24 protein-coding genes are annotated in these 26837 nt (G+C 62.9%); 17 read left to right on the top strand and 7 right to left on the bottom strand.

All coding sequences use genetic code 11. The features are described from left to right. Positions 1–2: 2 nt before the first annotated feature. Both KIO74_RS28315 and KIO74_RS28310 read right to left on the bottom strand, forming a co-directional pair. Entirely contained in the window at positions 3–1787 is a 1785-nt protein-coding gene (locus KIO74_RS28315) for a gamma-glutamyltransferase family protein (protein ID WP_213338640.1), read from the bottom strand. 40 nt (positions 1788–1827) lie between these two features. After that, on the bottom strand, positions 1828–2346 hold the full coding sequence (locus KIO74_RS28310) for an Lrp/AsnC family transcriptional regulator (protein WP_213338638.1): 519 nt from the start codon (positions 2344–2346) through the stop codon (positions 1828–1830). Between the two features lie 194 nt (positions 2347–2540). Here KIO74_RS28310 and KIO74_RS28305 point away from each other — a divergent pair, with 194 nt between their 5' ends. The 9 genes from KIO74_RS28305 to KIO74_RS28265 all read left to right on the top strand — a co-directional run bounded on the left by KIO74_RS28305 (position 2541) and on the right by KIO74_RS28265 (position 11826). Then, positions 2541–3599 (top strand): ABC transporter substrate-binding protein, encoded by a 1059-nt coding sequence (locus KIO74_RS28305; protein ID WP_213338637.1) that lies wholly within the window; start codon positions 2541–2543, stop codon positions 3597–3599. Positions 3600–3651: 52 nt separating this feature from the next. After that, positions 3652–4728 (top strand): ABC transporter ATP-binding protein, encoded by a 1077-nt coding sequence (locus tag KIO74_RS28300; RefSeq protein WP_291958839.1) that lies wholly within the window; start codon positions 3652–3654, stop codon positions 4726–4728. Positions 4729–4735: 7 nt separating this feature from the next. Then, complete coding sequence (locus tag KIO74_RS28295; RefSeq protein WP_213338635.1) at positions 4736–5626, top strand: ABC transporter permease; 891 nt, start codon at positions 4736–4738, stop codon at positions 5624–5626. Between the two features lies 1 nt (position 5627). Then, the gene (locus KIO74_RS28290; RefSeq protein ID WP_213338634.1) at positions 5628–6467 is read left to right on the top strand and encodes an ABC transporter permease; all 840 of its coding nucleotides are present in this window, start codon (positions 5628–5630) and stop codon (positions 6465–6467) included. Next, a complete protein-coding gene (locus tag KIO74_RS28285; RefSeq protein ID WP_213338633.1) occupies positions 6464–8224 on the top strand; it encodes a M28 family peptidase in 1761 nt (586 codons plus the stop codon). Before KIO74_RS28290 ends, KIO74_RS28285 begins: the two co-directional genes overlap by 4 nt. A gap of 12 nt (positions 8225–8236) precedes the next feature. Next, positions 8237–9028, top strand: a complete 792-nt coding sequence (locus tag KIO74_RS28280; RefSeq protein ID WP_213338632.1) for an SDR family NAD(P)-dependent oxidoreductase — start codon at positions 8237–8239, stop codon at positions 9026–9028. Then, positions 9028–10041, top strand: a complete 1014-nt coding sequence (locus KIO74_RS28275; RefSeq protein ID WP_213338630.1) for a ketopantoate reductase family protein — start codon at positions 9028–9030, stop codon at positions 10039–10041. Before KIO74_RS28280 ends, KIO74_RS28275 begins: the two co-directional genes overlap by 1 nt. Positions 10042–10145: 104 nt before the next feature. Next, positions 10146–11018, top strand: a complete 873-nt coding sequence (locus KIO74_RS32575) for a sulfurtransferase (protein WP_213338628.1) — start codon at positions 10146–10148, stop codon at positions 11016–11018. Between the two features lie 43 nt (positions 11019–11061). Then, complete coding sequence (locus KIO74_RS28265) at positions 11062–11826, top strand: VOC family protein (protein ID WP_213338623.1); 765 nt, start codon at positions 11062–11064, stop codon at positions 11824–11826. Between the two features lie 6 nt (positions 11827–11832). Here KIO74_RS28265 and KIO74_RS28260 read toward each other — a convergent pair whose 3' ends face one another. Further along, on the bottom strand, positions 11833–12519 hold the full coding sequence (locus KIO74_RS28260; RefSeq protein ID WP_213338622.1) for an FCD domain-containing protein: 687 nt from the start codon (positions 12517–12519) through the stop codon (positions 11833–11835). 162 nt (positions 12520–12681) lie between these two features. On the opposite strand from KIO74_RS28260, the gene KIO74_RS28255 reads away from it, so the two are divergent. From KIO74_RS28255 to KIO74_RS28230, 6 genes are all read left to right on the top strand, one after another. Next, on the top strand, positions 12682–14169 hold the full coding sequence (locus tag KIO74_RS28255; protein ID WP_213338621.1) for an ABC transporter substrate-binding protein: 1488 nt from the start codon (positions 12682–12684) through the stop codon (positions 14167–14169). 3 nt (positions 14170–14172) lie between these two features. Beyond that, entirely contained in the window at positions 14173–15018 is an 846-nt protein-coding gene (locus KIO74_RS28250; protein ID WP_213338620.1) for an ABC transporter permease, read from the top strand. After that, the gene (locus KIO74_RS28245) at positions 15015–15935 is read left to right on the top strand and encodes an ABC transporter permease (RefSeq protein ID WP_213338619.1); all 921 of its coding nucleotides are present in this window, start codon (positions 15015–15017) and stop codon (positions 15933–15935) included. Before KIO74_RS28250 ends, KIO74_RS28245 begins: the two co-directional genes overlap by 4 nt. Further along, complete coding sequence (locus KIO74_RS28240) at positions 15932–17299, top strand: M20/M25/M40 family metallo-hydrolase (RefSeq protein ID WP_213338618.1); 1368 nt, start codon at positions 15932–15934, stop codon at positions 17297–17299. Before KIO74_RS28245 ends, KIO74_RS28240 begins: the two co-directional genes overlap by 4 nt. Next, positions 17296–18282 (top strand): hypothetical protein, encoded by a 987-nt coding sequence (locus tag KIO74_RS28235; protein ID WP_213338616.1) that lies wholly within the window; start codon positions 17296–17298, stop codon positions 18280–18282. The genes KIO74_RS28240 and KIO74_RS28235 overlap by 4 nt, the downstream gene beginning before the upstream one ends. Positions 18283–18413: 131 nt before the next feature. After that, positions 18414–19418, top strand: a complete 1005-nt coding sequence (locus tag KIO74_RS28230) for a 1-aminocyclopropane-1-carboxylate deaminase/D-cysteine desulfhydrase (RefSeq protein ID WP_213338614.1) — start codon at positions 18414–18416, stop codon at positions 19416–19418. Here the strand turns inward: KIO74_RS28230 and KIO74_RS28225 are convergent. Together KIO74_RS28225 and KIO74_RS28220 are read right to left on the bottom strand one after the other, a co-directional pair. Next, the gene (locus tag KIO74_RS28225) at positions 19411–20346 is read right to left on the bottom strand and encodes a PfkB family carbohydrate kinase (protein ID WP_213338612.1); all 936 of its coding nucleotides are present in this window, start codon (positions 20344–20346) and stop codon (positions 19411–19413) included. The two genes, KIO74_RS28230 and KIO74_RS28225, sit on opposite strands and share 8 nt — an antisense overlap. A 66-nt stretch (positions 20347–20412) precedes the next feature. Next, positions 20413–20928, bottom strand: coding sequence for a cupin domain-containing protein (locus KIO74_RS28220; protein WP_213338610.1), 516 nt, complete (start codon positions 20926–20928; stop codon positions 20413–20415). A 354-nt stretch (positions 20929–21282) separates the two neighbouring features. On the opposite strand from KIO74_RS28220, the gene KIO74_RS28215 reads away from it, so the two are divergent. Beyond that, positions 21283–22164, top strand: coding sequence for an NADPH-dependent oxidoreductase (locus tag KIO74_RS28215; RefSeq protein ID WP_213338603.1), 882 nt, complete (start codon positions 21283–21285; stop codon positions 22162–22164). A gap of 45 nt (positions 22165–22209) precedes the next feature. Here the strand turns inward: KIO74_RS28215 and KIO74_RS28210 are convergent, their stop codons facing one another. Further along, complete coding sequence (locus KIO74_RS28210; RefSeq protein ID WP_213338602.1) at positions 22210–23535, bottom strand: LLM class flavin-dependent oxidoreductase; 1326 nt, start codon at positions 23533–23535, stop codon at positions 22210–22212. A 473-nt stretch (positions 23536–24008) separates the two neighbouring features. On the opposite strand from KIO74_RS28210, the gene KIO74_RS28205 reads away from it, so the two are divergent. Further along, positions 24009–25565, top strand: a complete 1557-nt coding sequence (locus KIO74_RS28205) for a TerC family protein (protein WP_213338601.1) — start codon at positions 24009–24011, stop codon at positions 25563–25565. 58 nt (positions 25566–25623) lie between these two features. Here KIO74_RS28205 and KIO74_RS28200 read toward each other — a convergent pair whose 3' ends face one another. After that, positions 25624–26832 (bottom strand): MFS transporter, encoded by a 1209-nt coding sequence (locus tag KIO74_RS28200; RefSeq protein ID WP_213338600.1) that lies wholly within the window; start codon positions 26830–26832, stop codon positions 25624–25626. Positions 26833–26837 lie beyond the last annotated feature (5 nt).

The raw sequence follows: 26837 nt of genomic DNA, 5'->3' as shown, positions 1-26837 counted from the left end.
CCTCAGCGGCCAACGGCCAGCCCTTGCATCCCCCGGGGACTTGACGCGGCCCTGAGGTGCCGGCCTTCGCGCGAGGCCGCCGACAAGCGCCCCTCGCTCCAGGCCGCGCCAACGCGCACCACATGCCCCCGGGCCCGTAGCTCGTCGATCGTCGACGACGGCACATTCTCCTCGACCACGAGCAGCCCGGGTTCGGCCCGCCGTGGCCAGAAGGATTCCGGAAAATGCTCGCTGTGCCAGGCTGGCGCATCCATGGCCTGCTGCAGGTTCATGCCGCCATGGACGACGCGCAGAAAGTATTGGAGGTTCCATTGATCCTGCTGGTCGCCACCCGGCGTGCCCCAGGCAAGCCATGGCTCACCGTCACGCAGCGCGAAGGAAGGCGTCAATGTCGTGCGCGGCCGCTTTCCTGGCGCAAGCGAATTAGGCAGGTCGCGTTCCAGCCAGAACATTTGCGCGCGCGTGCCCAACGGGAAGCCAAGCCCCGGAATGACCGGCGAACTCTGCAGCCATCCGCCGCTCGGCGTTGCCGAAATCATATTGCCGTCGCGATCGATGATATCGAAATGCACCGTGTCCCCGCGCTCAGCCGGAAGATCCGCCAAGGTAGGCTCGCCGGCTCCCTCCGCCGCGGCCACAGCGGCATGCGCGACGACGGGGATATGGCGGCCGAGTTCCCCAACCTGCCCGGGGCGAAGATCCAGAGATGCACGGTTACTGATCAATGCGCGTCGCGCTGCGTTGTAGTCCCGCGACAGCAACACCTCCAGCGGCACGGGCGTAAAATCGGGATCTCCATAGAAGGCCTCACGATCCGCGAAGGCGAGCTTTGCAGCCTCGACCTGGAGATGAATGAAATCTGGGCCGCAGGGATCCAACGCATCGAGCTCAAATCCGGCCAGTAGTGCCAGTTGCTGGAGAAGCACCGGCCCCTGGCTCCACGGGCCCGTCTTGCAGACGGAGTAGTGTCCGTAGTCATAGCTGACGGGAGCTTCCACATGAGCCTGCCAGCCTGCCATGTCCTGGCCGGTCAGCAAGCCAGGATTATGGCGCCCCGACACGTCGAATACCCGCTCTTCCCGGCAGAACCGGTCGATGGCCTCGGCGATGAAGCCCTGGCTCCATACGCGCCTCGCGCGTTCGATTTCCTGCTCGCGGCTACCACCCGCAGCGTCTCGCAGCACGCGGGCGTAGGTGTCCGCAAGCCCGGGATTGGCAAAGAACTGGCCAACCTGCGGCACGGCATCATGCGGCAGGAAGACCGCGGCGGAGCTTGGCCAATGCTCGCGAAAAAGGGATGCGACGGAGGCGATGCCCGCGGCGATCCGGGGAATGACCGGCACGCCATGCTCCGCGTAATAGATCGCCGGCGAGAGGACTTCCGAGAGGCGCAGCGAGCCATAATCCCGGAGCAGCAGCATCCAGGCATCGAAAGAGCCAGGGATACAGGCCGCAAGCAGCCCCGTGCCCGGCACAAGATCCAGTCCGAGCTGCTCGAACGCATCGATCGTGGCCGCCGCCGGCGCGGGCCCCTGCCCGCAAATGACATCGGTGCGCCGCGTGCGGCGGTCATGGACAATGATCGGCGCGTCGCCACCCGGACCGTTGAGATGCGGCTCGACGATCTGGAGGGTGAAGGCTGTGGCCACACCGGCATCGAACGCATTACCGCCGCGCTCCAAAATCGACATCCCGACCGCGGTCGCGATCCAGTGCGTCGACGTCACCACGCCGAAACTGCCTTCGATCTCGGGGCGTGTGGTAAAAGTTGACGCGCGTGACAACATCGCTGACCCCTGCCTTGGAGAAGATGAAACGCGTGGACTGTCAGGCGTCCGCCGCCTCCTGCAGAGGCTCGCGCACCGCGTCGGCCCCATCCAGGTATTCAAACCAGTCACCCCAGGTCCATGTACTCTTGAGAACTTCGGCAAGCTGGCAGGTTTCTATGCTCGTAATGGCGGGGATGCGCTGAGGCAGTTCCTCGCTGACGAAGCGGTGAAGGTCTCGTGTATCGCGATGCAAGGTTTGAATGAATAGATCGACCGATCCGAAAGCTGATCCAACAAATCGCACATTGGGATAGGAGCTGAGTATCGTCCCCGCCTCTTTCACATGGCCCGGCTTAACGCGGATCAGGATCATCGCATAGACCTCGACACCGAGCGCAAGCGGACTGCCGACCGCCGTCACGCGAATGAGCCCCTCCTCCTGCAGCCGCGTCACGCGGAATCGCACTGTCCCCTCGGAAATATCGAGTTCACGCGCGATGTCCCGAAATGTACGTCGCCCATCACGGGCCAAGGCGGCGACGATCCGCCGGTCCAGTTTGTCCAATGGTCCGGGCACTCCGGGCTCCTGTATTGCCACGCTTAAAATTTCAGCTGTCCGCCCACGTTATATGCGCAGATCGTCTCCATCAACACATTGACGACCGCCGCCAATCGACATATCATTTTCGCATTCCGCAATAAGAAGCAACTTTTTTTACGCAAAGCGTAACGAACTCACATCACAGTCACCCATAACAGAGGGGACGGGGAATGAAGGTGTCTCGCATCATCGCGGCGGCAGGCGTCGCGCTCGGTATCAGCCTGTTTGGAAATGCGGCCAGCAGCGCCGAGCCTACGGAAATTACGTTCTTCATCTGGGCGGGCTCGAACCAGGGCATCGTGCCGACCGAGGTGATCGAGAAGTATCGCAAAGAACATCCGGATGTTAAGATCAACATCTTGGAGTCTAACAATACGATCACCTACCCCAAGATGGTTGCGGCCTACCGTACCACGCCGGATAAGCCGCTGGTCCACTGCGGCTTCTTCAATGTCGATTCGATCACCAAGGGTGATGTCGAGGGCCTCTGGGCGCCGCTCGACCCGGCGCGTGTCCCGAATCTCGCCAATATCGAACCTAAGTATGCGCGTCCCGACAACAAGGGCACGCCTTATATGATGTCTGGAATCGGCATTCTCTATAACAAGAATGCTGTCAAGGAGCCCCCGACGACCTGGGCCGACATGTGGGACCCCAAGAATAGGGGGCGCATCACCATGTTTGACTATGACAATCGCATGCTGGTCATCGCAGCGCGATTGAACGGCGGCGGTGAGGACAATATCGATCCCGGCTTCAAGGTCTGGTCCGATAATGCCAAAAACTTCCGGGCGCTGGTCGATTCCAACGACGCGGTGAAGAACCTCCTTGTCTCCGGCGATGCCTGGATGGCCCCGTGGTTCTCCGGCCTGTCCTATGTCTGGATCCGCGAAGGCGCCCCGCTCGGCTTTGCCATTCCAAAGGAAGGCACGATTGGCTTCCCGCTCTATCTCAGCATGGTTCAAGGCGTGAACCCCGCTCAAAAGGCGGTCTGCGAGGATCTGATCAACGAACTGATGTCGCCCGCTAACGCCGGCCGCTACTCCAAGCTCACATTCGCTGTATCGCTGGTGAAGAATGCGACGCTTGATGACGAGCAGAAGAGCGATCCACTGTTGAACGCTGAACTCGCCGCCACCTCCATTCCCTTCGACTACGGCTCCATCGGCCAGGATGCCGCGGATTGGCGGGAACGCTGGGACCGCGAGGTCAAGTTCAAACTGCGCTAGGATTTGCCGGGCGGCTTCGGCCGCCCGAACCAATGACGACAAGGAATGCCTCGTGACCTCCGACGTCGAATTCCGCAACGTCTCGAAATTCTTCGGCGCATACGCTGCTGTTGATAATATATCCTTCTCTGTACCAGCCGGCAGCTTCTTCTCTCTTCTCGGCCCCTCAGGCTGCGGCAAGTCCACGACATTGCGCATGACGAGCGGATTCGAGTTTCCCGATCGTGGTGACATCATGATCGCGGGCGAGAACATGGCCGGCATTGCGGCCTACCGGCGCCCGACCAACATGGTCTTCCAGCGCTGGGCGCTCTTTCCGCACATGACGGTGTTCGACAACATCGCCTTTGGGCTGAGCGTCGAGCGACAACCACGCGACGTCATCCAACGCCGTGTCGGCGAGGCGCTCGAGCTAGTCGGGTTGACCCAGTTCGCGACACGCAAGCCGCGCCAGCTGTCCGGCGGGCAGATGCAACGTGTCGCATTGGCCCGCGCCCTGGTGAAACGCCCGAAGGTTCTTCTGCTGGACGAGCCGCTCGGCGCGCTGGACCTGAAGCTGCGCATGCAGATGCAACTCGAGCTGAAACGCATTCAGCGCGAGGTCGGAACCACCTTCATCTATGTGACCCATGATCAGGGCGAAGCCTTGACCATGTCCGACCAGATCGCCGTGATGAATAACGGCCGCATAGACCAGCTCGGCTCGCCGCAGGAGATCTATGATCATCCCGCCACGCGGTTCGTCGCGGGCTTCATCGGCAACGCCAATCTTCTCCCCGTCGCGGTAGAGGGCCGGGAAGCCGGAACGGCAACGGTGTCGCTGGACGGCTTTACCTTCCCGACGCCGATCGCGCAGGAGCCGACAGGTGACAAGGGCTGGATCGTCATCCGCTATGAACGCATCCGCATGGGCGAGGCGGCCGGCGGCATGCCGATCCGTACGCAGGCCCGCGTGCGGGATGCGATTTTCGCCGGATCGACCGTGCACTATGTCATGGCGATCGAACCGTCAGGAACCGAAATCACCGTCGAGGCGGGACATGATGGGTTGTCCAGCCCCCTCATGCAGGGGAGCCTGGTCGACATTGGCTGGGAGCCTAGCGTGACACGGCTGTTCGGCGATGTCTGAGGCGGCAATGGTTGATCCCGCCGCGCGCACGCTCGCCGCGGCAAGGCCCCGTCGGGAATGGCGCAGACGTGCCATGCCATGGCTCTTGCTGGCTCCGAGCCTGGCGTTGATGCTCTACGCCTTCGTCCTCCCGATGCTCACCTTCTTCGAGTATTCGTTCTATACCTTCCGGCGCGGGAAGCTCATCGACGAATTCTCACTCGCAACCTATCGTCGCTTCCTGTTCGACGCCTATTATCAGACAATCGTTTTCGACACCTTGTGGATGGCCGCGCTGACAACGGTTCTGGCGCTCGCGATCGGCTATCCGCTGGCCTTCGCCCTCTGGCGCCTCGAGCGCCCGTGGATGAAGCGTTGGCTTTCGCTGATCATCTTCTCGCCGATCATCGTCAGCGTCGTGGTGCGCTCCTATGGCTGGATCGTTCTGCTGGCGGATCAGGGACCGGTGAACTGGGTCTTGAAAACGACAGGCCTCGCGGCGGAGCCCGTGACACTTGTTTTCAACCTTTCCGGTGTCGTCCTGAGCCTTGCCCATGTCTTCCTGCCCTTTGTCGTCTTCCCCATCTATTCCTCGATGAGCCGGATCGACCCGGCCCTGCGCGAGGCTGCCATGGACCTCGGGGCCGGCTGGCTGCGCACGTTCCGCAGCGTCACCCTGCCGCTCACCTTGCCAGGCGTCGTCGCGGCCGTGCAGATCGCCTTCACGCTGGCGCTCGGCGCGTTCGTCACGCCCGCCATGCTGGGTGGAGGCCGCGTGCTCGTGCTCCCGCTACAGGTCTACAACGCCACGGCCGAGATCAATTGGCCGGTCGCGGCGGTTGGCGGGCTGGTCCTCCTCGTGATTGCGATCATCGTGGTCGCACTCTGCAACCGTCTTCTCAAATATAGCGAGGCGTGAGATGCAGGCTGCAGCATCCGGCATTCGAATACGTTATGTCTTTCTTTGGACATTCACGGTTCTCGGCATTCTGTTCATCATAGCGCCGCTGTTCGTCGTGGTCGTCAACTCTTTCTCGGCAGTCGCCTATAATGTTTTCCCGCCAGAGGGTTTTTCGCTGCGCTGGTATCAGAACCTCGCGGGCCAGGCCGCGTTCTACGCCGGCGCCTGGCGCAGCCTTGTCCTCGCCTCCCTGGCGACAATCGGCGCCTTGATCATCGGCACCATGGCCGGCTATGCGCTCGTCCGCTACCGCCTGCCCATGCCCAACGTGGTGAAGGCCTTCATGCTGTCGCCCATCGTCATGCCGAAGATCGTGCTGGGCGTTGCTCTGTTCATGTTCTTCGTGCGCATCGGCACTCTGGGTGGATATTCGAGCCTCCTCTTCACCCATATGCTCGTTGTCCTGCCCTTCGTGATATCCCTGATCACAGCGGCCCTGTTCAGTTTTGACTGGACGCTGCAGGAAGCGGCGATGGATCTCGGCGCGGGTCCGCTAGAGACCTTCTTTCGCGTAATCCTTCCTGAAATCTCGGTCTCGGTCGTAGTCGCGGGCGTTTTCGCGTTCGTTACATCATTCGACCAGGTCGAGACGACGCTTTTCCTTGTCAGGCCGGGCGACAATACGCTGCCCGTCGAAATGTTCCTCTATCTGCAGAAGTGGCAGGATCCGACAATCGCCGCGCTGTCGACGGTTCTCATCCTCTTCGCGGTCGCCATCATCGGCGGGCTCAGCCTTGTTCTGCGCAATCAGAAGCTGCCACTTGATGTCGGCGGCTCTCGGAAGGAAACCACGGCATGAGCGCCCCTTCAATGGAAGCCGTCATCGCGGCCGTCGATGGCCCCTTGATGATGCAACACATGCATCTTTTCGATCGCTATACGAAGGTGGCCGGCACGCCAACCGAGCTCGACAGTTTGCGCTACTGTGAAGAGCAGATGAAATCCTACGGCTTCGCCACGGAGATTATTCTTCACGACGCCTATATAAGCATTCCGCTCAAGGGCGAGGTCGTTCTCGACGGTCGCGTTTTGCGCGCGATCACCCATTCCTTCTCGCGATCCTCCCCCGCCGGGGGCCTCACGGCTGAAGTCATCGACCTCGGGGCGGGGACAGCCGCCGATTTCGCGCGTCAGGCCGTCGTCGGCAAAATTGTCCTGATCGACGGCATCGCCAATCCCGCGGCGGCGCTACGCGCATCGCAGGCGGGCGCAGCCGGCCAGATCCATATCAGCCCGCACGAGCATCTTCACGAGATGTGCGTGTCCTCCGTCTGGGGCAGCCCAACCCATGAGACGGTCGATCGCCTGCCAAAGACAGTCATTGTCCAGATCCCCTTCGATGAAGGCCAGGTACTGCGCCAGCGACTGAAGGATGATGCCTCACTCGAAGTCACCCTGCACGCCGACGTCGACACCGGATGGCGCAAGACACCGATACTGGTGGCGGACCTGATGACGGGATCAGACCCGCACGAACAACCCTACGTGTTCTACACGGGGCATCACGACACCTGGTACTACGGGGTGATGGACAACGGCGGCGCGAATGCGACCATGATGGAGGTCTCCCGTATCGCGGCCCTCAATCGCGATGCATGGCGGCGCGGGCTGCGCGTCGTCTTCTGGTCCGGGCATTCGCAAGGGCGATATTCCAGTTCATCCTGGTATTCGGATGCGCATTGGGAGGATATCGACAGACGCGCCTTGGTCCATGTCAACGTGGACTCGACGGGCGGCCTGGGCAATACGATCGTCGGCGACACGAGCTGCGCAGCCGAGCTGCGCCCGCTCGCGGCCGAGGCGGTCATGGCCTATAGCGGCCAGACGTTCAACAACAGACGGCAAAACAGGGCGGGCGATCAGTCGTTCTGGGGCATCGGCGTGCCTGGAATTTTCCAGAACATGAGCGAACAGCCGGCCTCGCCGGACGCGGAAACGAATGCCTCCGCCTCGGTGTTCGGCGGCGGTAACCGGGTGGGCCACGGCACGGGGTGGTGGTGGCACAATCCGGCCGATACCCTGGACAAGATCGACGAGACGATCCTCGTGCGCGACACGAAGATCTACATGCACGCCGTCTGGCGGCTGCTCACCGACCAAATCCTGCCGCTCGACTATGCCGAACATGCCCGCTATCTCACGGCGACCCTGCGCGAGTTGCAGGACGCCGCCGGCGCCCGCTTTGACCTCAGCCTGCTGCAATCTCGCGCCAGCCGTCTGGAACAGCTTGCGACCCGGCTCAAGGCCGTCTCTGAGGTGGCGAGCGATGAAGACGCCACAACCATCAACGAGGCGCTCAAAGCGGTGTCACGCGCGCTCGTGCCGGTGGACTACACGGAGAAAGATCGCTTCACCCAGGATCCCGCCCTCGCGCAGCAGGCCTATCCCGGCCTGCAACCCATCCGGCAGTTCGCAGCGCTCGATCCGGACAGCGACGCGGCCAGATTTCTGCATGTGGGCATGATGCGCGCCCACAACCGCACCGCCCTGGCGCTGGCTGACGCCATCAAGGCTATCGAAACCTGCCTTCAAAATCTTGGCGCCACGGCGCAATAGGACAATATCGCGATGCTTCTCGAAGGACAGACGGCGTTCATCACGGGCGGCGGCGGCCGTCTTGGCCGGGCAATCGCCCGCTCATGCCAGCGGGAGGGCGCGGCGGTCGTCATTGCGGACCTGAACATGGCCGCGGCCAAGGCAGTCGCGACAGAGCTCGCGTCCTCGGGACGCACGGCGGCAGTCGCGGGCGATGTGTCCTCCAAGGAAGACGTCCTGCGTATGATCGACGATGCGGAGGAGCAGCTCGGCCTGCCGGATGTCCTCATCAACGCGCATGGAATCTTCCCCAATATTCCGCTGCTCGAGGTCGAGGTCGAAGATTGGGATCGCATCTTCGCGATCAACGTCCGCGGGACAATGCTGCCCGTGCAGGCGATAGCCCAGCGCTGGATAGACCGGGGGGTCAAAGGCTCGATCGTCAACCTGTCATCGGGGGCCGCCACCTCCGCGCGGGCGGGTGGGGCGGGATACAACGGCTCGAAAGCGGCGGTCAGCATGATGACCGAGGTGATGGCGATTGAATTCGGGCCGCACGGCATTCGCGTCAATGCGGTGGCGCCCGGTCTCGTCATGGACGAGGTCTGGACGAAGGACAGCGGGGCGGACCTGCATCCCTATGCCGATCTGATGTTGAAGGGCACGCCACTCGGCCGCACCGGCCATCCCGACGACATCGCCGAGGCCGTCGTGTTCCTCGCCTCCTCCAAGGCCTCGCCCTGGACCACGGGATCTATCCTGAAGGTCACCGGCGGCTCCCACTGCGGCCGCACCCATATGCCCCTCTCGAGGAACATGCGCTGATGACCTCTCCCTTTGTCATTGTCGGCGCGGGAGCGATCGGCGGCATTGTCGGCGCTCATCTCATCCGCTCCGGACACGAGGTCGTCTTCATCGAGGCCAACGAGGCACATGCGGATGCCATCCGGCGCAATGGCCTCAGGATCAGCGGACATCTCGACGCGCTGGTCCGTCCCGCCATTCACGCGCCATCGACCTATGACGGGCCGATGGAGCGCGTGCTTCTCGCCGTGAAGTCGCGCGATACGATCGCCGGCCTGTCCCCCTATGCCGATCGGATCGCGGCGGACGGCTATGTTCTGTCGCTCCAGAATGGGCTTGAGGAAGAAAAGATCGCGGCCATCGTCGGGAAAGAACGCACGATTGGCGCCTATCTCACCTTTGGCGGCTACTACAAGGAACCAGGCCATATCGTCTATGGCGGCCCCGGAAGCTTCAAGATCGGGGAAATCGACGGCCGCGGGACATCATCACGCGTCACGGCGTTGCAAAAAGCGTTGTCTTCGCAGCAAAATATCGATGTGACAGACAATATCTTCGGTTACCTCTGGTCGAAGATGGCCTTGGGCTCGGTTTATTTTGGCACCGCCATTGTCGACGCGCCTGTACTTGAGATTTACGATGATCCACGCGCCCGGGCCGTCCTCGCCATTCTGGCGGGCGAGGCGGTCAGCGTCGCGGACGCGATCGGCATTCGCACGGAAAACTGCGACGGCTTCGACCCGAAGGTGTTTCGGCTGGACCGGCCGACCGATGACGCGGCTCAGGCCGCTTCCTGGGATGCCCAGCGCGTCTATTGGAAGAGCCACGACAATACCCACACCGGCGTCTGGCGCGACCTGAAGATTCATCGCCGCAAGACAGAGGTGGAATGGCAAGTGGGGGCGGTCATTCGCATCGCGGAAGAAGCCGGTGTGGGCGTCCCGCATCTCGAGCGCCTCAAGACGACCGTGGAAAGCATCGAGAACGGAGCGCGCGCCCAGGGCTGGGAGGCCCTTTACGACATCACGGCTTGACCGCCGCCAGCCACCCCGCATTCCCGATTTATCTCCGGACGCGGATGGCCTTTCCTCGAGTCGATGTATGATATATTGATCGATCCGACATTGAGAGGCGTGGCGTGGAAACCTTTCTCGTGGAGCCTTCGTGGCTCGAAGCGAAGCTCGGCTCACATGATCTGGCGGTGCTGGATTGCGCTTGGTTTGCGCCGGAGGCCGGCAAGACCGGCCTCGACGCTTTCCGCGCGGAGCATATTCCAACAGCTCGCCACTTCGACCTCAACGCCGCCTCGGACGGCACGTCGCCCTATCCGAACATGATGCCGGGTCCGGCGCAGTTTTCAGCCATTGTCGGCGCGCTCGGAATCGACAACGGCATGACGGTCGTGATCTACGACGCGGGCTATGTTTCCGCGCGCGTGTGGTGGATGTTCCACCGCTTCGGTCACGACAATGTCTTCATACTCAACGGCGGTTTGCGCCGCTGGAAGGCGGAAGGCAGAGGCCTCGAAAGCGGCGAGGCAAGTCCGGCCATTGCGCGAACCTTCGAGGCAAAGCCGCCTGTCACCGATATCGCGGGCTGGGTCGATGTCGCCATCGCACTGAGCGAAGGCACGGCCCAGGTCGTCGATGCACGCATGCCCGACCGCTTCTCCGGCGCGCTTCCCTCCGGGTATCCAGGACTGGCGCCAGGACATATGCCCGGTGCCGTCAATCTGCCCTGGACAGCCATGATGCGGCAGGAGGGTGATTTCAGCTTCATCTCGCCCGAAGAAGCTGACGAGGCCTTCCGTAGCGCCGGCATTGACCCGGACCAGCCGATCATCGCGACCTGCGGGTCTGGCGTGACGGCGGCGGTGCTCGCCTTCCAGCTGCTGCGCATGGGCAAGACGGACTGGACGATCTACGACGGTTCGTGGAACGAGTGGGGACGCCGCGACGACCTGCCCAAGGCGGCCACCGGTCCGGCGAACGACGTCGACAGCACGATCTGATCGCCCTGATTTAACGACCTCCACAAGCGAACGAGGATCAGCCGTGCGCGCTTCCTTCGATCATCTCATCGTCCTCGTCCATGATCTCGACAAAGCTGCGCGCGATTTTGAAAGCTTGGGCTTTACCGTCACCGAGCGGCATGACGGTGTCGCCGGATCCATGCTTAACCGCTTCATAAGCTTCGCGGACGGCTCATACCTGCTTCTCAGTGCCTTTGCGGATCCCGCCGCAGCGGATAAGCACCGCCTCGGTCCGTTGCTGCAAAGAGGCGAAGGCTGGGCCGACTATTCTTTCGTCGTCGAGGGGATTGAGGAGATTACAGCCCGCCTTCAGTCGCTACACGCGCCAACGCGCGGGCCGGTCCAGGTTTCCAACTCCGTCGCGAGTGGCGACCGTTGGTCACTGGACCTCTTGATGACCGGCATCGGCGCCGGTGGCGATGACGCCCTGCCTTTCATTGTCGAGGATCGCGCCGGCCGCGCGCATCGCATTCCCGCAGCGACGCGGCACCGGAATGGGGCGGCGGGCATCGCGGGCATCAGGGTCGCGACCTCCTCGGTGGCCACTGTGATCGCAACGCTGCGCGGCATCCTCGGAGAGACGATCTCGCTGTCAGAAACCGAGGCTCATGGCCGTCCGGCGACACGCATCGGCTTTGGCACCGGCTGGATCGATGTGCTTGAAGATTTATCGGTCAACAAGGGTAGCCCCGGCCTCTTCGAGGCAGTCATCGCAACCACGATACCCCAGCCAGAGCCCGATCCGGCCTTGACGCATGGAGCAACGATCCGTTTCGCGCCCCGGTGAAACGGATCACGCCGCGCTGGAACTCTCGCGCGCGTTGATCGCCGCGAGCACACGTTTGGCGCCATCATCGATCGCGTGTTCGATCGCCACCCGGGCGGCGTCGGCGGAGCGACGGTGCAAGGCCTCGAGCAACTCATTGTAGTTGTTATGGATTGTAAGAGGCCTGCGTTCCTCGGGATAGAGATAGTTGAAGCCCGGACCTGCCCTCAACCACAAGGTCTCGATCACGCTGAGCAAAGTCGGCATTTCGGCAGCGCCGTAGAGGACGAACCGAAATTCCTTGTTCCTCATGAGAGCGGAATGAGGATCACCGGCAGACTTCGCCGCCAGATACTGAGCGAGCAGCTCCTGCATCCGCGTGATGTCGGCGGCAGCGATCCGCAGTGCCGCTTTTGCCGCCGCGAGCCCCTCAACGGCCTTGCGGACCTCCGAGAGCTCCAGATATTGCGCGGCATTCAGCGCCGGGACGCGGAAGGACTGCGCAGGCTCGGCGGTCAGGATGCCCGACGCGGCGAAGCGCACCAGCGCCTCGCGCACCGGGGTAATGCTCATCCCGAGGGTATCCGCGAGTTCCTTGGTGACAAGCCTTGTGCCTGGCTCCAGACGCCCCTCGACCAAGGCGTTGCGCAGTTCTTCCTCGACATAGCCAACGAGGCTTTTGCGGGGGGCCGCGTTGAAAGAACCAATGCTCACAACACCCTCATGCTTCGGATGGCTGCCTGAATTTTTACCATGGCCTCCTCACCGCTCACACCTTGTGCACACCGGATATATCATATATCGTTCCGACACTCACAGACTTTTCTGCCTTTTGTCGCGCAGCTTTCTGCAGCCACCAGAGAAAAGGTCACCGTCATGAGACAACTGAAAGCGTTAGCCTTGGCGGCAGCCATTTTATTGCCGGGATCAGCGGCATGGGCCCAAGCCAGCCAGATCACGATAGCACGGCCGGTTTCGACCACCGCGATGGACCCCGGGTTCCTGCGCGAGGCGGCCACAATCGTCGACAACATCTTCGACACGCTTGTCATGCGTGACAAGGCGATGCAGCTCGTGCCCGGGCTTGCGGAGTCCTGGAAATCGATCGACGACACCACATGGGAGTTTAAGCTCCGCCAGGGCGTCAAATTCCACAACGGCGAGGATTTCAACGCCGAGGCGGTGAAGTTCACGATCGACCGCATCATAGACCCCGCCGCCAAATCCCCGACCCTCTCCTACATCAGGACCGTGGCGGGCGTGGATGTGGTCGATCCCTACACAGTGCGCATCAGGACCACCGAACCAGATCCTCTCCTGCCGACCCGCATGAGCCGCTATCCGGCCTATATCGTGCCGCCCGGCTATGTGAAGCAGGTCGGCAATGACGGCTTCGCGTCGAAGCCGGTCGGCACCGGCCCCTATCAGCTCACGGCTTTCATTCCCGATCAGCACGTCATCCTGAAGGCCAATCCAAACTATTGGCGAGGCAAACCGTCGATTGATCAGGTGACCTGGCGTGCCATCCCGGACGGAACGGCCCGCATCACGGCGCTCGTCACCGGGGAAGTGGACCTGATCGAGGGTGTGCCGGTCGATCTCGCGCCAATGATCTCGTCGAGCTCCGATGCCGACCTCGTGCAGGTCAAGAACGGCGGTCTGACGATCTATCTCGGGCTGGTCATGAAGGACAAGCCGCTCGACAACGTCAAGGTCCGCCAGGCCCTCGACATGGCGATCGACCGCAAGGGCATCGTCGACAATATCCTGAAGGGCATGGCGACGCCGAAGGGCACGCAGGTCGGCCCTGCCGATTTCGGCTATCTCGACATTCCTCCGCCAGCCTATGATCCGAAGAAGGCGAAGGCGCTCCTCGCGGAGGCCGGCTTCCCGGATGGCTTCCGCATCAAGATGCAGTCGACCCTGCGCTACATGAAGGACGGCGAGGTCGCCCAGGCCATCGCCCAGCAGTTCGGCGACATCGGCGTGAAGATCGATCAGGAGGTCCTGGACTGGTCGGTCTATGTGCAGCAGGTGCCGCGCAAGGGCCCGATCTTCATGCTCGGCTGGGGTTCAACGCAGACCCTTGATGCTGATGCGGCCGTCTATGCCATCCTGCGGACCGGCGAGCCCTATTCCACGGCGTCCATCCCGGAGCTCGACAAGCTCCTCGACGAAAGCCGCAAGATCGTTGACCCCGAGGCGCGCAAGACGGTTCTGCACAATATCCAGAAGCTTGCCGCCGAACAGGTTCCGCTGATCACGCTCTATCAGGAGGATTCGCTCTATGGCAAAGCCAAGACCCTCAATTTCGAGGGAAGGCCTGATGCGCGCATCCCGGTGTTCGAGATGAGCAAGCGCTGAACGATGACGCGGTTCTGGAACGCTGGTCGGAATGCGGACGCGGTCTTCGCCATCAGTCTTCTGGTCGCGGTCCTTGCGCTTGCCGTTCTGGTGCCGCTTTTCTGGCCGGTCGACCCGATCCGTGGTCAGATCACCGCGACGTTCAAGCCGCCAATGAGTGTCGTGGGGGGCCAGTTGCACCCCCTCGGCACGGACCAGCTCGGCCGCGATCTCCTGGCGCGGCTCGGCCTGGGCACAGCGATCTCCCTCGGGATCGTTCTCTTCGCCTCCGTCATCGCCGTGGTCCTCGGTACGCTGCTCGGCATGATCGCCGGCTATTACGGGGGCTGGCTGGACGCGGTGATCATGCGCGCTGTCGACATACAGCTCGCCATTCCCTTCATCCTGCTCATCCTCCTTATCGTCGCCGTGGTCGGTCCCTCGATGCTCAATCTCATCGTGGTGCTCGGTGTCACCGGCTGGGCGATCTTCGCGCGGGTTGCCCGCGCCAGAACGCTCGAGGTGCGCGATCTCGAATATATCGACGCGTCGCGGGCCATCGGCCTCTCGGACTTCGCGGTGCTCCTGCGGCACGTTCTGCCGAACATTGCGGGCTCGCAGATCGTCCTCGTCACGCTCGACCTGCCACGGCTTGTCATCCTGGAGGCCTCAGTCGGCTTTCTCGGCCTTGGCGTCCAGCCGCCCACGCCGACGCTCGGCAATCTGATCGGCGAAGGCCGGTCCTTCATTCTTCTCGCCAACTGGCTCGTGCTCTATCCCGGGCTTGTCATCGGCTGCCTCGTCGTCGGCTGCAATCTCCTTGGGGATTGGCTGGTGCGCCGCGCCGACCGCAGGGGCGCCACAGCGTGAAGGCGTTGATCTTCATCGCCAATCGCGCCGCACAGGGTGTGATCGTGCTGCTCGGCGTATCGGCCATCGTCTTTTTCGCGCTTTTCCTCACGGGCGACCCCGCCGCCCTGATGATGCCGCCCGATGCCTCACGCGCCGAGATCGAGGCCTTCCGCCAGGCGATGGGGTTCAATGACCCGATCTGGGTTCAATACGGTCGCTTCCTTGGCGGCGTAATTTCCGGCGAGTTCGGCAATTCGCTCCGCTTCCAGCGTCCGGCATTCGACCTTCTCATCGAGCGCCTTCCCGCCACCGCGCTTCTCGCCTGCGCCGCACTCCTGTGGAGCTCGCTGCTCGGCTTCGTCCTCGGCACCATTGCCGCCGTCCGCAAGGACAGCCCCATCGATTTCGCGATCCGGGTGATATCGCTGCTGGGCCAGGCCATTCCGGTATTCTGGCTGGCCCTCCTTCTGATCATCGTCTTCTCGCTCAATCTGCGTTGGCTGCCGAGCAGCGGCATCGGCACCTTCAAGCAGCTGATCATGCCGTCGATCGCGCTCGGCGCCTATTACCTCAGCGCGATCACGCGTCTGGTGCGCGCCAGCCTGATCGAGGTGCTGGGCGAGCAGTACATCCGCACGGCCCGCGCGAAGGGCGTCAAGGGCTGGTCCCTCGTCGTCCACCATGCCCTGCGCAACGCGCTGATCCCGGTGATCACCGTACAGGGGATATACTTTGCATCACTGCTTGGCGGCGCGCTCGTGACCGAGATCATCTTCGCCTGGCCGGGCATCGGGCGGCTCGCAGTGGAATCCATCCAGAACCGCGACTTCCCCGTGGTCCAGGCCGTGGTCCTGTTCGCCGCCTTCGTGTTTGTCGTCGTGAATTTTCTCGTCGACCTGGCCTATCTCTGGCTCAACCCGAGGATCAGGCTGTGACCCAGCCGCTCTCCCCTCTTGCCCAGGACGCCCTCGACCTTGCCGAGGCGTGGTGCCGCATTCCATCCGTGAGGGGTAACGATCAGGCGCTTGACAGCCAGGCGGCGGCCGTCAGCCACTGGCTCAGCCGCGAGCTCGGCGCCACGATCATCAATGACAGTCGCCGGGACGGCCGGCCAGCGATTATCCACGCGCGACTCGACGTCGGCGCGGCCCATACGGTCATCCTCTACAATATGTATGACGTGATGCCCGCCGATCCCGCCGGCTGGTCCGTTGCCCCCTTCAGCGGTGGCATCGTCGATCTGCCTGAGATCGGCGCCTGTTTCGTGGGGCGCGGCGCGGAGAACAACAAGGGCCCGCTGGCGGGCATGCTGGCTGTCCTGAAACAGATGGCCGAGAGCGGCGCCTTGGCCGTCAATGTCGAGATCCTCGTGGAGGGCGAGGAGGAAAGCGGCAGCGGCGCGCTGCGCGCCTATCTCCTCGACCCCGCCTGCCCGCTCCGCGCCAGCATCGGCGGCCTGTTCCCGTCCTTCTGCGAATATGGTGGGGGACCGCCACGCGTTTATCTCGGTTTTTCCGGCATCGCCAAGGGCGAGGTCAGCGTGGAGGGAGGCGCGTGGGGTGGGCCGCGCGCGGCCATCCACTCCAGCAATGCGCCGTGGATCGCCAACCCGGCAAGCCGTCTCATCGCGGCCCTTGCCCTGTTCGGCCGATCGCCGACCGGCGGACTCGGCAGGATCACGCTCGACGCGGAAGCACGCGCCATCGTCGCCGACCTCGCGGCAAGCTTCGATCCACAGGCGGAGCTCAGCTTCCGCAAGACGGACCGCTTCGCGTTGGAAGGCGATGCGGACGCCCTGCTGACACGCGTGCTGACGACCGCTTCAGCCACTATCAATTCACTCGCGACGGAGCCGCTCGCCGGTGATGCGATCATCCCGCATGCCGCGCGCGCGACGTTCGACCTGCGGTGTCCGCCCTCCCTCGACCCCGCCGAGTATCTCGCGGGCTTCCGCGAGACGTTGCAGACAGCGGGCCTCGATGGTGTCTCCTTCGATGTCGCAGATGCCTATCCCGGCACGCGTTTCACCCGGGACGCGGCGGGCGTCGGCGCCCTGCTCGCCGCCTATGCCGCGACGTCAACACCGCCACAAATCTGGCCCTGGGCGATCGGCGCGGCGCCCGGCTATGCCTTTGCACGCCACGCGGATTCGTTTCTCATCGGGGGCGCGGGGCGCGGCGGCAATGCCCATGGCATCGATGAATTCATGACGCTGGAAGGCTTCGAGCGTTTCCTCAAATCCATCGCGATCTGGCTGACCGAAGTGGCAAAGGTGCCCGCGCCGGGGGCGAGCTCATGATCACGTTGCGCTATCTCTCCCGCGCCGATGTCATCGCCGCCGGCGGCGATGACTGGCCGTCGGCGCTCGCCGACGTTCGCGAAGCCACCCGCCTGCTGCGGGCGGGAGAGGCCGGCATGGAGGCTGAGAGCGTCATGCCGATGGGCGGCGATCCTCGCGCCAACGCCTACGGCCTGCCGGCCTTCGTCGGCGGCCGTTATGATGCGGCGGGCCTCAAATGGGCCGTGCATCTACCGGAAAGCCGGGGCGACCTGCCCAGCATCACCAACACCACCTTCATCAATCGCCTGAGCGACGGCCGTCCGCTCGGGCTGGTCGAAAGCGCGCTGCTGACGCGGATGCGGACAGCCGCCGTTTCCGCTCTCGCCATTGAAAGCCTTCTGCCGAGACCACCCAGCCGCATCGCCATTCTCGGTGCGGGCGCCCAGGCGAAGGCTCACCTCGCCATGGTGCTGGCACTGTTTCCGTCCGTCAACGAAATCCGGCTCTGGAACAGAAGCGCGGACAAGCTGGATGCGCTTCTTGCGGACACGCCCTCTCCCGCCGGTGTGGCGCTTGTCCGATGCGCGGAAAAGACCGATGCCATCGCGGATGCCGACGTCATCCTGAGCTGCACGACCGCGCCGCAACCAATCCTCGATGACGATGCGGTGCGACCCGGTCGGCTGGTCGTGCAGGTCGGCTATCACGAGGTGTCCTTCGCCGCGATCGCCGCCAGTGACGTGGTCGTGGTCGACCTATGGGGGGACTTCGCCGCAAGGAGCGCGAAAAGCCTCTTCCAGATGTACCGTGCCGGCCAGTTCAAGCCGGACCAGGTTGCGGCAGATCTCACCAGCTTGGTGGTGAACGGCTGGCGACCGCCGGCCGGGGCCTCGCTCTATTTCTCCAGCTTCGGCCTCAACCTGTTCGACATCGCGCTCGCTGCCCGCGTGCTGGATCAGGCGGAAGCGCGCGGCATCGGAACCGCCCTGCCGTATCTCTAGGGACATCTCCAACCAAAGGACACTGCATAACTCCGAAGGCCGCCCTGTCTTTGACAGGATAGATATATGATATATCCTCTTTCAATCTTCTTGACGCGGGTCTATATGCCGCGCGCTCCCGAGGACGTTCCATGAAACTCGAAGACATTCCGCGTCTCTCCCTCGGCTTTCTCCCGACGCCGATAGAAAAGCTCCCGCGACTCAGCGCCGAATACGGCATCGACCTCTCGGTAAAGCGCGATGACTTCACGGGCTTCGGCGGTGGCGGCAACAAGGTCCGGAAGCTCGAGTTTCTAATGGCCGATGCGGTCGCCCAGAATGTGAAGGTCCTGATCACGACGGGTGGGCACCAGTCCAACCACGCGCGGATGACAGCCGCTGCCGCGCGCAAATTCGGGATGAAACCTATCCTCGTGCTGCGCGGCAACAGTCCGGCGGTGTTGCAGGGCAACCTGTTGCTCGATCATCTCTTCGGGGCAGAGATCGACTTCCTCGATCCGGACGCTTATTTCACCGAGATCAATCCGCGCATGCAGTATCACGCGGATCAGGCCACAGCCCGTGGCGAGAAGCCCTATATCATTCCCCTCGGGGGGGCGAGCGCGCTCGGCGCGATGGGCTATGTCGCGGCGGTAAAAGAACTCGCGGCGCAATATGCGGCCGCTGGGGAGACCGCGCCCGATCTCATCGTCGCGCCCGTCGGCTCGGGCGGCACGCTCGCCGGCCTTCTGATCGGGTGCGCGCTCTTCTGGCCGGACACCAAGGTCGCCGGCATCGCCGTCAGCGGCAGCGCCGTCCCCTTCTCGGAGCGCATTGCCGTGATGGCCAATGCCGGCGCCGAATTGCTCGACTTCGACAAGCGCTTCGAGCCGGCCGATATCCGCATCGAGAACGGCTATGTGGGCGCGGGCTACGCGATCCCCAGCCCGGAGGGCAACGCCGCGATCACCAAGGCCGCCCGCGCCGAGGGTATGCTGCTCGACCCGGTCTATACCGGCAAGGCCGTCGCCGGCCTTCTCGACTGCGTGGCGCGGGGCTCGATCGCCAAGGGCAGCAAAGTCTTGTTCGTCCATTGCGGCGGGTCGCCCGCCCTCTTCCCCCATGCGGAACTGTTGACACAGGACCGCGTCAGCTGACGTCCGCGTGAGTTCCAGGCTGCTCCGCAAGCAAGCGCTCGACCTCGCCCGCTTTGGGGCAGCCCTCACGTCCGCCAAAGCGCGTCACCTTGACAGCGGCCGCGGCGGAGCCGAAGCGCAAGGCCTGCTCCACATTGTCGCCGCGGCCGATCGCCAGGGCCAGCGCACCATGGAAGACGTCGCCGGCGCCAAGCGTGTCGCGCGCCTCCACCTTGAAGGCCGGCATGTGCCGTAGGAGGCCTTGGTCAAGCCAGTAGAGCCCATTGGCGCCATCCGTCACCACCGGAACGCCGGGGGTACGCTTGGCGAGCCGCCTCAAGCCCTCTTCCACGTCCGGGCTCCCGGTGTTCTCCGCGAGCGCCTGCCGTGAGAAAGCGGCGATGCTCGACAGCACGAGCAAGGCGTCCGGGATAACAGGAATGTCCCCATCGAGGACGATCGGGATTCCGGCCTTGCGCGCCTGGCGCATCATGTGGAGCGCCCCCTCCGCCCAACGGGCGTCGGCGAGAAGAGCGTCGGTGCCTTCGGGAAGGTCTACATCCGCGACCGTCGACGGCAGGTCTGGATCGGTGTAACTGACGATCTGTCGCTCGCCCAATCCGTCGATCATGATGCAGGCCAAGGTCGTCTTCGCCCCCGGATGCACCATCATCAACGCGGTGTTGATTCCGCGCGCCCTCAGTTCGTCGAGCGCCTGTCGTCCGATCGGGTCGTCACCGACCCGCGCCATCAGATGCGCCTCGCCTCCGAGGCGCTGGATCGCCACCGCCGCCGTGCCGGCATTGCCGCCGCCGACGGCGTGGAAGCTCTTGGCGCGGAATTTCAACGGCCCGACCGGAAAATTGTCGAGCGCGAAGATGAAGTCCATTGTCGTGGTGCCGACACAGACCACGCGCGTAGGGCGAGTAGCGGAGGTGATTTCATTCATGCCGCGACACCAATATCGAAAGCGCCGTGGCGTAGCGCCGGCCCTTGCGAATAGGCAATGCGCCGCTCAGACCCCAGGTTCCTTGTGGATCGGATCGATCCAGTAGACCTCCTCCGGCTTCTCCACCGGATCGACGTCGGTGATATTGACGACGACGGCCTCATTGTCCGATCGCACCAGCACGCAATCCAGCGGCTGCGCGGGATCGGCATTGATCTCCTGGTGCGGCACATACGGCGGCACATAAATGAAATCGCCGGGCCCGGCCTCCGCGACATATTCCAGCCGCTCGCCCCAACGCATGCGCGCCTTGCCGCGCACGACATAGATAACACTTTCCAGTTCGCCATGATGATGCACGCCGGTCTTCGCGTTGGGCTGGATCGTCACGGTACCGGCCCAGATCTTCTGCGCGCCGACGCGCGCATGGTTGATCGCCGCCTGCCGGAACATGCCCGGGGTCTGGGCCGTATTGGCGTCGAGCTGGTCGCCCTTGATGACCCGGACGCCATCATGCTTCCATTGATCCTCCCCGTGCGCATGGCCGTGAGAATACGGAAGATCGTGTGAATGATCGCTCATAGGTCTGTTCCATCGTTTCCATCCAAAGGCGTCCACTGCCTGGGTATGGCCGCCGTTAGGCTCGGATGCCCAGCTATGGTTGCCCGTCAATCTTTCGCATCGGGAGGATCGACGCGCCAGTCATAATAAGGGAGTGCGCAACCCGTGAGATAGCCGGAACCCGCCCGCGAGTATCAGGATATCGGGATCGACAGCTTGATGTGATCGAGCTATCGGCATTGGGAGAAGCCGGCAGGCGACTGAATGGCTCTTTCTCGCGGCTCATGTTTGAACGGGTGGCTCCCCCATGCGCGATCACATCACAGGCGAATCCAGGGCAAAGCCCGGACGCCACGGACCATCGGCGCTCGCGTCATGAGCGTCGACACGCCCGAAACCGATGACATTCCCGCAGCCCGTCTCTCGGACGTCCAGGCGGGGGATACGCGCGAACGCCTGTTGGGCGCACGATATGGCCAAGCCTTGCCTGAGGCGCCGCTTCCCTGGAACGACGTGATCGGCACGATGCTCGCCCATCGCTCCGTACGGGCCTATCTCCCGAGAGCGCTGCCGGACGGCACCCTGGAAACTCTTGTTGCCGCCGCCCAATCGGCATCGAGCTCGTCGAACCTGCAGACCTGGAGCGTGCTTTCCGTCACCGACCCCGCGCGCAAGTCGCGCCTGGCCGCGCTCTCCGCCAACCAGAATGCGATGCGCGAGGCGCCGCTCCTTCTTGTCTGGCTCGCCGACCTCAGCCGCCTTCAGCGGCTCGGGGACGAGCGCGGGCGCGCCGTCGATGGCCTCGCCTATCTCGAGATGGTGGTCGTCGCCATCGTCGATGCCGCCCTGGCGGCGCAGAATGCCCTGGTCGCGGCTGAGAGTCTTGGCCTGGGCGGCGTGTACATCGGAGCCATGCGCAACAAGCCGATCGAAGTGGCTGCGGAGCTTGGGCTGCCGAGCCAAGTCTTCGCGGTCTTCGGGCTGTGTATCGGCTACCCCGACCCGGCGCGGACATCCGGTGTCAAGCCCCGGCTCGATCAGCGTGTTGTCTTGCACCGCGAGCAATACGACGTTGCTGCCGCCCAGGACTATGTGGCGGACTATGACGAAACCCTGCTGAGCTTTCAGCGGGATCAGGCGATGGCGCAGGTTCCCTGGTCCGAACGCGTTCTCCAGCGTGTCGGCGGCGCTCATTCGCTGTCCGGCCGCGATCGCATGCGCGCCGCTCTCGACGCGCTGGGCTTTGGCTTGAGGTGAGAAGGCGCGATGAGACCCGTGACGTCCCGCGCCGCAGGCATCCGATCAGCTAAAGAAGCGGTTCTCGGGCCGAGGGAGGCCGAGATTCTCGCGGAGCGTCGTCCCCTCGTAGTCCGTCCGGAACAGATTGCGCCTCTGCAGTTCTGGAACAACCTTGTCGACAAAGTCGTCAAGCCCAGCCGGAAGATAGGGGAACATCACGTTGAATCCGTCGCTGGCTTCCGACACAAGCCACTCTTCCATCGCATCGGCGATGGTGGCCGGCGTGCCCACGAAGGCAAGACCGGCATAGCCCCCCATGCGTTGGGCCAGTTGCCGGACCGTCAGATTATCGCGCTGCGCTAGAGCTATGGCTCTCTCGCGCCCGCTCTTGCTCGCGTTTGTCTCCGGGATATCCGGTAAAGGCGCGTCGGGATCGAAAAGGGAAGCATCCTGGCCGATGGCAATCGACAACGACGCGATCGCGCTCTGATAGTCCACGAGGCTGTCAAGATGCGCCCGCTTGGCTTGCGCTTCGGCGACGGTATCGCCGACGACGACGAAGGCTCCCGGCAGGATCTTGAGATGATCACGATCGCGCCCGACGTTTTCCACCCTGCTCTTCACATCGGCATAGAAACGTTGCCCCTCGGACAGCGTGGAGGCCGCGGCGAAGACGACCTCCGCGGTTTCGGCCGCAATCTGACGTCCGGCCTCCGAAGAGCCGGCCTGCACGATCACCGGCCAACCCTGGACAGGACGCGCGATGTTCAAAGGGCCACGGACCGTGAGATAGGGTCCCTTGTGATCAAGGACATGGAGTTTGCCCGGATCAAGATAGATGCCGTGCTCCACATCCCGGATGAAAGCATCATCGGCAAAGCTGTCCCAGAGCCCTGTTACAACTTGGTAGAACTCCCGTGCCCTCACATAGCGCTCGTCATGGGCGATATGTTCCTCCAGCCCGAAGTTCAGGGCGGCATCCGGATTGGCGGTCGTCACGATGTTCCAGCCGGCCCTGCCGCCGCTGATGTGATCAAGCGAGGCAAAGCGCCTCGCGATATGGAATGGCGCGTCGAATGTCGTCGACGCAGTCGCGACCAAGCCGATACGCTCCGTCACCATAGCCAGGGCGGAGAGTAACGTGAAAGGCTCGAATGAAGTCACCGTGTGACTGCGTTTCAGCGCCTCCAGGGGCATGTTCAGGACGGCCAGATGATCGGCCATGAAAAATGCATCGAACTTCGCGCGCTCCAGCTTCTGAGCGAAAGCCACGAGATGCCTCAGGTTGAAATTGGCATCGGGATAGGCTCCAGGGTATCGCCAGGCACCGGTGTGAATACTGGCCGGCCGCATGAAGGCACCAAGATGAAGGCGACGAGAATGCGACATTGGGAGTCCCTTCGTTCAGGTCCCGGATCGTTGAGCGGAGAATCATACCTTCTCAGGCGTTCCGTCGTTTGATCGCAAATAAACACAAACATGATGTGTAATTCTGGATGCCCAACGAAAATCCGTGGATAATTGAAATATGTTCGTTCAACCGGCCCTTCAAGGGCTTCCGCCGGCAATCGGTCGGAACACGAGAGCGTCATCAGCCCTTAGCGGACGGGCACGTTCTTTCCTATCCCGGAGCGGTGTGCTAACCATCAAAGTGATACTATCAGCGCGCCTTACGAGATGATCTGAGAGCATGCCCGACGACGACGACAGTACAGACGACAGTCGATACCGATCGTGGCTGGTGCCGCTTTTGCGCCGCCAGCGTAACTCTCATGTCCTAAGCTGCGATTTGGAAGACGGGTGCCTCGGATATTCAATCCGGGGCTTTTTGCGTTTACCCAATACCCTATAAGGGCCTCACGATGGAATTCCTCGCAGATCCGAACATCTGGATCGGCCTCGTCACGCTTATCGTTCTGGAAGTCGTTCTCGGCATCGACAACCTCGTGTTCATTGCGATTCTGGCCGACAAGCTGCCACCCAGCCAGCGCAACAAAGCGCGTGTCATCGGCCTGTCGCTCGCGCTCATCATGCGCATCGGGCTTCTGTTCTCGATCTCCTGGATCGTCACGTTGACGCGGCCGATCTTCAGTGTCGGCGACTTCTCCTTCTCGGGCCGTGATCTCATTTTGATCGTCGGCGGCGTGTTTCTCCTGGCAAAGGGGACGATGGAGCTCCACGAGCGGCTCGAAGGGGCGCACAAGCCCAAAGAAGGCAAAGTTGTCCACGCGGTCTTCTGGCAGGTGATTGTCCAGATCGTCGTGCTCGACGCTGTCTTCTCGCTCGATAGCGTCATCACCGCCGTCGGCATGGTTGACCAACTCTGGGTCATGATCGTGGCGGTCTGCGTGGCCATGGCCGTCATGATGGCCGCATCGAGGCCGTTGATGGCCTTTGTGTCGAAGCATCCGACCGTCGTCATCCTCTGTCTTGGCTTCCTGCTGATGATCGGCTTCAGCCTGGTGGTCGAAGGTTTCGGCATGCATATCCCCAAGGGATATCTCTATGCGGCGATCGGCTTCTCGGTTCTGATCGAGGCCGCCAATCAGGTCGGGCGTCACAACAGGGAAAAACTGATCAGCACCGGGGATCTCCGCGAACGCACGTCGGAAGCCGTACTTCGCATGCTCGGTGGCCGCGTGGGCCAGGCGCCGATGGGAGAGACGATCGACGTCATCGCGGAGCAGGCCGCACAAAGCGACCTGTTCAGGCCCGAGGAAAAGGAAATGATTCGCGGCGTCCTCGATCTCGGAGAGCGCCCCGTCAGCTCCATCATGTCGCCGCGCAATGAGGTTGAGTGGCTGGACCTCAACGAGAGCGCCGAGCAGCTACAGGCGTCAATTCGGAAGCTCACGCATGGCCGCGTCATCCTGGCGCGCGAGAAGGTCGACGATTTCGTTGGCGTTGCGATCACAAAGGAGCTTTTGAACATCCTGATCGACGGCAAGCCAATCGATTGGGGACGGGTCACACGTCAGCCGGTCATCGTCCATGAAACGACTGATGTGCTCAAGGTCATGGAACAGCTGCGTGGGTCGCCTGTGCAGCTCGCGATGATCGTTGATGAATATGGGTCCTTCGAAGGGATAGCCACACCGACGGATATCCTTGAGGCAATCGCAGGTGAGTTTCCCGACATGGACGAGGAAGCGGCAGCGGTGGATCGCCAGGAGGACGGTTCCTGGCTGGTCGATGGATTCATCGACATACGCCAGCTCAGCGGCGCGATTGGACATGATCTGGTTGATGATTCGAACCGCTATTTCACGCTCGGCGGCTATATTCTGACGCATTTGGGACATTTGCCGGCCATTGGCGAAACTCTGGAGCTGGAAGGTCTTCGGTTTGGTATCGTCTCACTCGACAAGCGCAGCATCGGCAAGGTCCGGATCAGCGTAGTCGATGCCACGGTCGGCTAAGCAGGCGCAGGCGCGGCCTCCGTAATAGGGTTCCGCGCCCCGCCATGGGCGACTTATGTCAAGCGCGCGCGGGGCGGCTCGCTCGTCCAGCGAGAACAAGCAGGAGACCGCCGCCCGCAAGGAAAGCGCCGGCAATCGGCACTGCCGCGTAACCCAGCCCGAGGGCGATCACGGCGCCACCGACGCCCGCTCCGAGGGCATTCCCCAGATTAAAGGCGCCGACATTGACGGAAGAGGCTAGCCCGGGGGCTTCGACCGCAAGTTGCATCACGCGCATCTGCAACGGCGGCACCACGGCGAAGGTCGCGGCGCCCCAAGCCAAAAGCGCTACCGCAGCGCCGAGTTCGCTTCTCGCCAACAGCGGAAAGACCAGCATGATCGCTGCCAACAGGGCGAGGAACAGCAACAGACTGCCGTCCAGCGAGCGATCCGCGAGCCTCCCTCCGGCCATATTGCCGACGGTGAAGCCGATGCCGATCAACACAAGCATCATCGTGATGAAACCGGGCTGCGCACCATTGAGATTGGCGAGAACCGGAGCCACGTACGTGTAAAGCGTGAACATTGCGCCAGAACCGAGAACGGTGGTCGCGAACGCGGTCAGCACCGCTGGTCTGCTGAGAACACTCAATTCGCGACGGAGGTCTGGCATCTGCCCACGTTCGCCCCGTGGCAGCGCGAAGGCCAACGCGGCCATCGCAAGCAACCCGAGCCCCGCGGTTCCCGCAAATGCCATGCGCCAACCGATCTGCTGCCCGACCCAGGTCGCGGCCGGCACACCACCCACATTGGCGATCGTGAGACCGAGGAACATGGTCGCAACCGCGCTCGCACCCTTGCCTGGAGGCACGACACTGGCTGCGACCAGCGACCCCAGGCCAAAGAACGCGCCATGGGCCAGGCTGGTCACGAGCCGGGCCATCATCAAGGTGCCATAGCCGGGCGCGGCCGCGGACAGGAGATTGCCGACGGTGAAGATCGCCATGAGCACGATCAGCGCGGTCTTGCGTGAAACCCGCCCCAACCCCAGCGTCATCAGGGGCGCCCCCAACAACACACCGAGCGCATAGGCACTGACGAGCAGACCTGCCTCCGGAATGGAGGCGCCCACACCCTCGGCAATGACCGGAAGCAGTCCCATGGGCGCAAATTCCGTCGTCCCGATCCCAAACGCACCCACTGCCAGGGCCAGTAGGGGCCAGGATGAATGTGACCGTGACCGATCGGCTACCGCGGATGCCTCATCGGCGGTTGTGCAGAGATCCATGATGC

The organism is Chelatococcus sp. HY11, assembly GCF_018398335.1.
In the GTDB taxonomy this organism is placed as follows: domain Bacteria; phylum Pseudomonadota; class Alphaproteobacteria; order Rhizobiales; family Beijerinckiaceae; genus Chelatococcus.
The sequence above is the reverse complement of the archived record's forward strand: the minus strand, read 5'-3'. Positions and strand labels throughout refer to the sequence as shown.

Excerpts from the sequence above, each read along its gene's own strand:
- KIO74_RS28315 (WP_213338640.1), bottom strand. The coding sequence starts at position 1,787 with ATGTTGTCACGCGCGTCAACTTTTACCACACGCCCCGAGATCGAAGGC.
- KIO74_RS28305 (WP_213338637.1), top strand. The coding sequence starts at position 2,541 with ATGAAGGTGTCTCGCATCATCGCGGCGGCAGGCGTCGCGCTCGGTATC.
- KIO74_RS28295 (WP_213338635.1), top strand. The coding sequence starts at position 4,736 with ATGGTTGATCCCGCCGCGCGCACGCTCGCCGCGGCAAGGCCCCGTCGG.
- KIO74_RS28290 (WP_213338634.1), top strand. The coding sequence starts at position 5,628 with ATGCAGGCTGCAGCATCCGGCATTCGAATACGTTATGTCTTTCTTTGG.
- KIO74_RS28285 (WP_213338633.1), top strand. The coding sequence starts at position 6,464 with ATGAGCGCCCCTTCAATGGAAGCCGTCATCGCGGCCGTCGATGGCCCC.
- KIO74_RS28280 (WP_213338632.1), top strand. The coding sequence starts at position 8,237 with ATGCTTCTCGAAGGACAGACGGCGTTCATCACGGGCGGCGGCGGCCGT.
- KIO74_RS28275 (WP_213338630.1), top strand. The coding sequence starts at position 9,028 with ATGACCTCTCCCTTTGTCATTGTCGGCGCGGGAGCGATCGGCGGCATT.
- KIO74_RS28255 (WP_213338621.1), top strand. The coding sequence starts at position 12,682 with ATGAGACAACTGAAAGCGTTAGCCTTGGCGGCAGCCATTTTATTGCCG.
- KIO74_RS28250 (WP_213338620.1), top strand. The coding sequence starts at position 14,173 with ATGACGCGGTTCTGGAACGCTGGTCGGAATGCGGACGCGGTCTTCGCC.
- KIO74_RS28235 (WP_213338616.1), top strand. The coding sequence starts at position 17,296 with ATGATCACGTTGCGCTATCTCTCCCGCGCCGATGTCATCGCCGCCGGC.
- KIO74_RS28230 (WP_213338614.1), top strand. The coding sequence starts at position 18,414 with ATGAAACTCGAAGACATTCCGCGTCTCTCCCTCGGCTTTCTCCCGACG.
- KIO74_RS28225 (WP_213338612.1), bottom strand. The coding sequence starts at position 20,346 with ATGAATGAAATCACCTCCGCTACTCGCCCTACGCGCGTGGTCTGTGTC.
- KIO74_RS28220 (WP_213338610.1), bottom strand. The coding sequence starts at position 20,928 with ATGAGCGATCATTCACACGATCTTCCGTATTCTCACGGCCATGCGCAC.
- KIO74_RS28215 (WP_213338603.1), top strand. The coding sequence starts at position 21,283 with ATGAGCGTCGACACGCCCGAAACCGATGACATTCCCGCAGCCCGTCTC.
- KIO74_RS28210 (WP_213338602.1), bottom strand. The coding sequence starts at position 23,535 with ATGTCGCATTCTCGTCGCCTTCATCTTGGTGCCTTCATGCGGCCGGCC.
- KIO74_RS28205 (WP_213338601.1), top strand. The coding sequence starts at position 24,009 with ATGGAATTCCTCGCAGATCCGAACATCTGGATCGGCCTCGTCACGCTT.
- KIO74_RS28200 (WP_213338600.1), bottom strand. The coding sequence starts at position 26,832 with ATGGATCTCTGCACAACCGCCGATGAGGCATCCGCGGTAGCCGATCGG.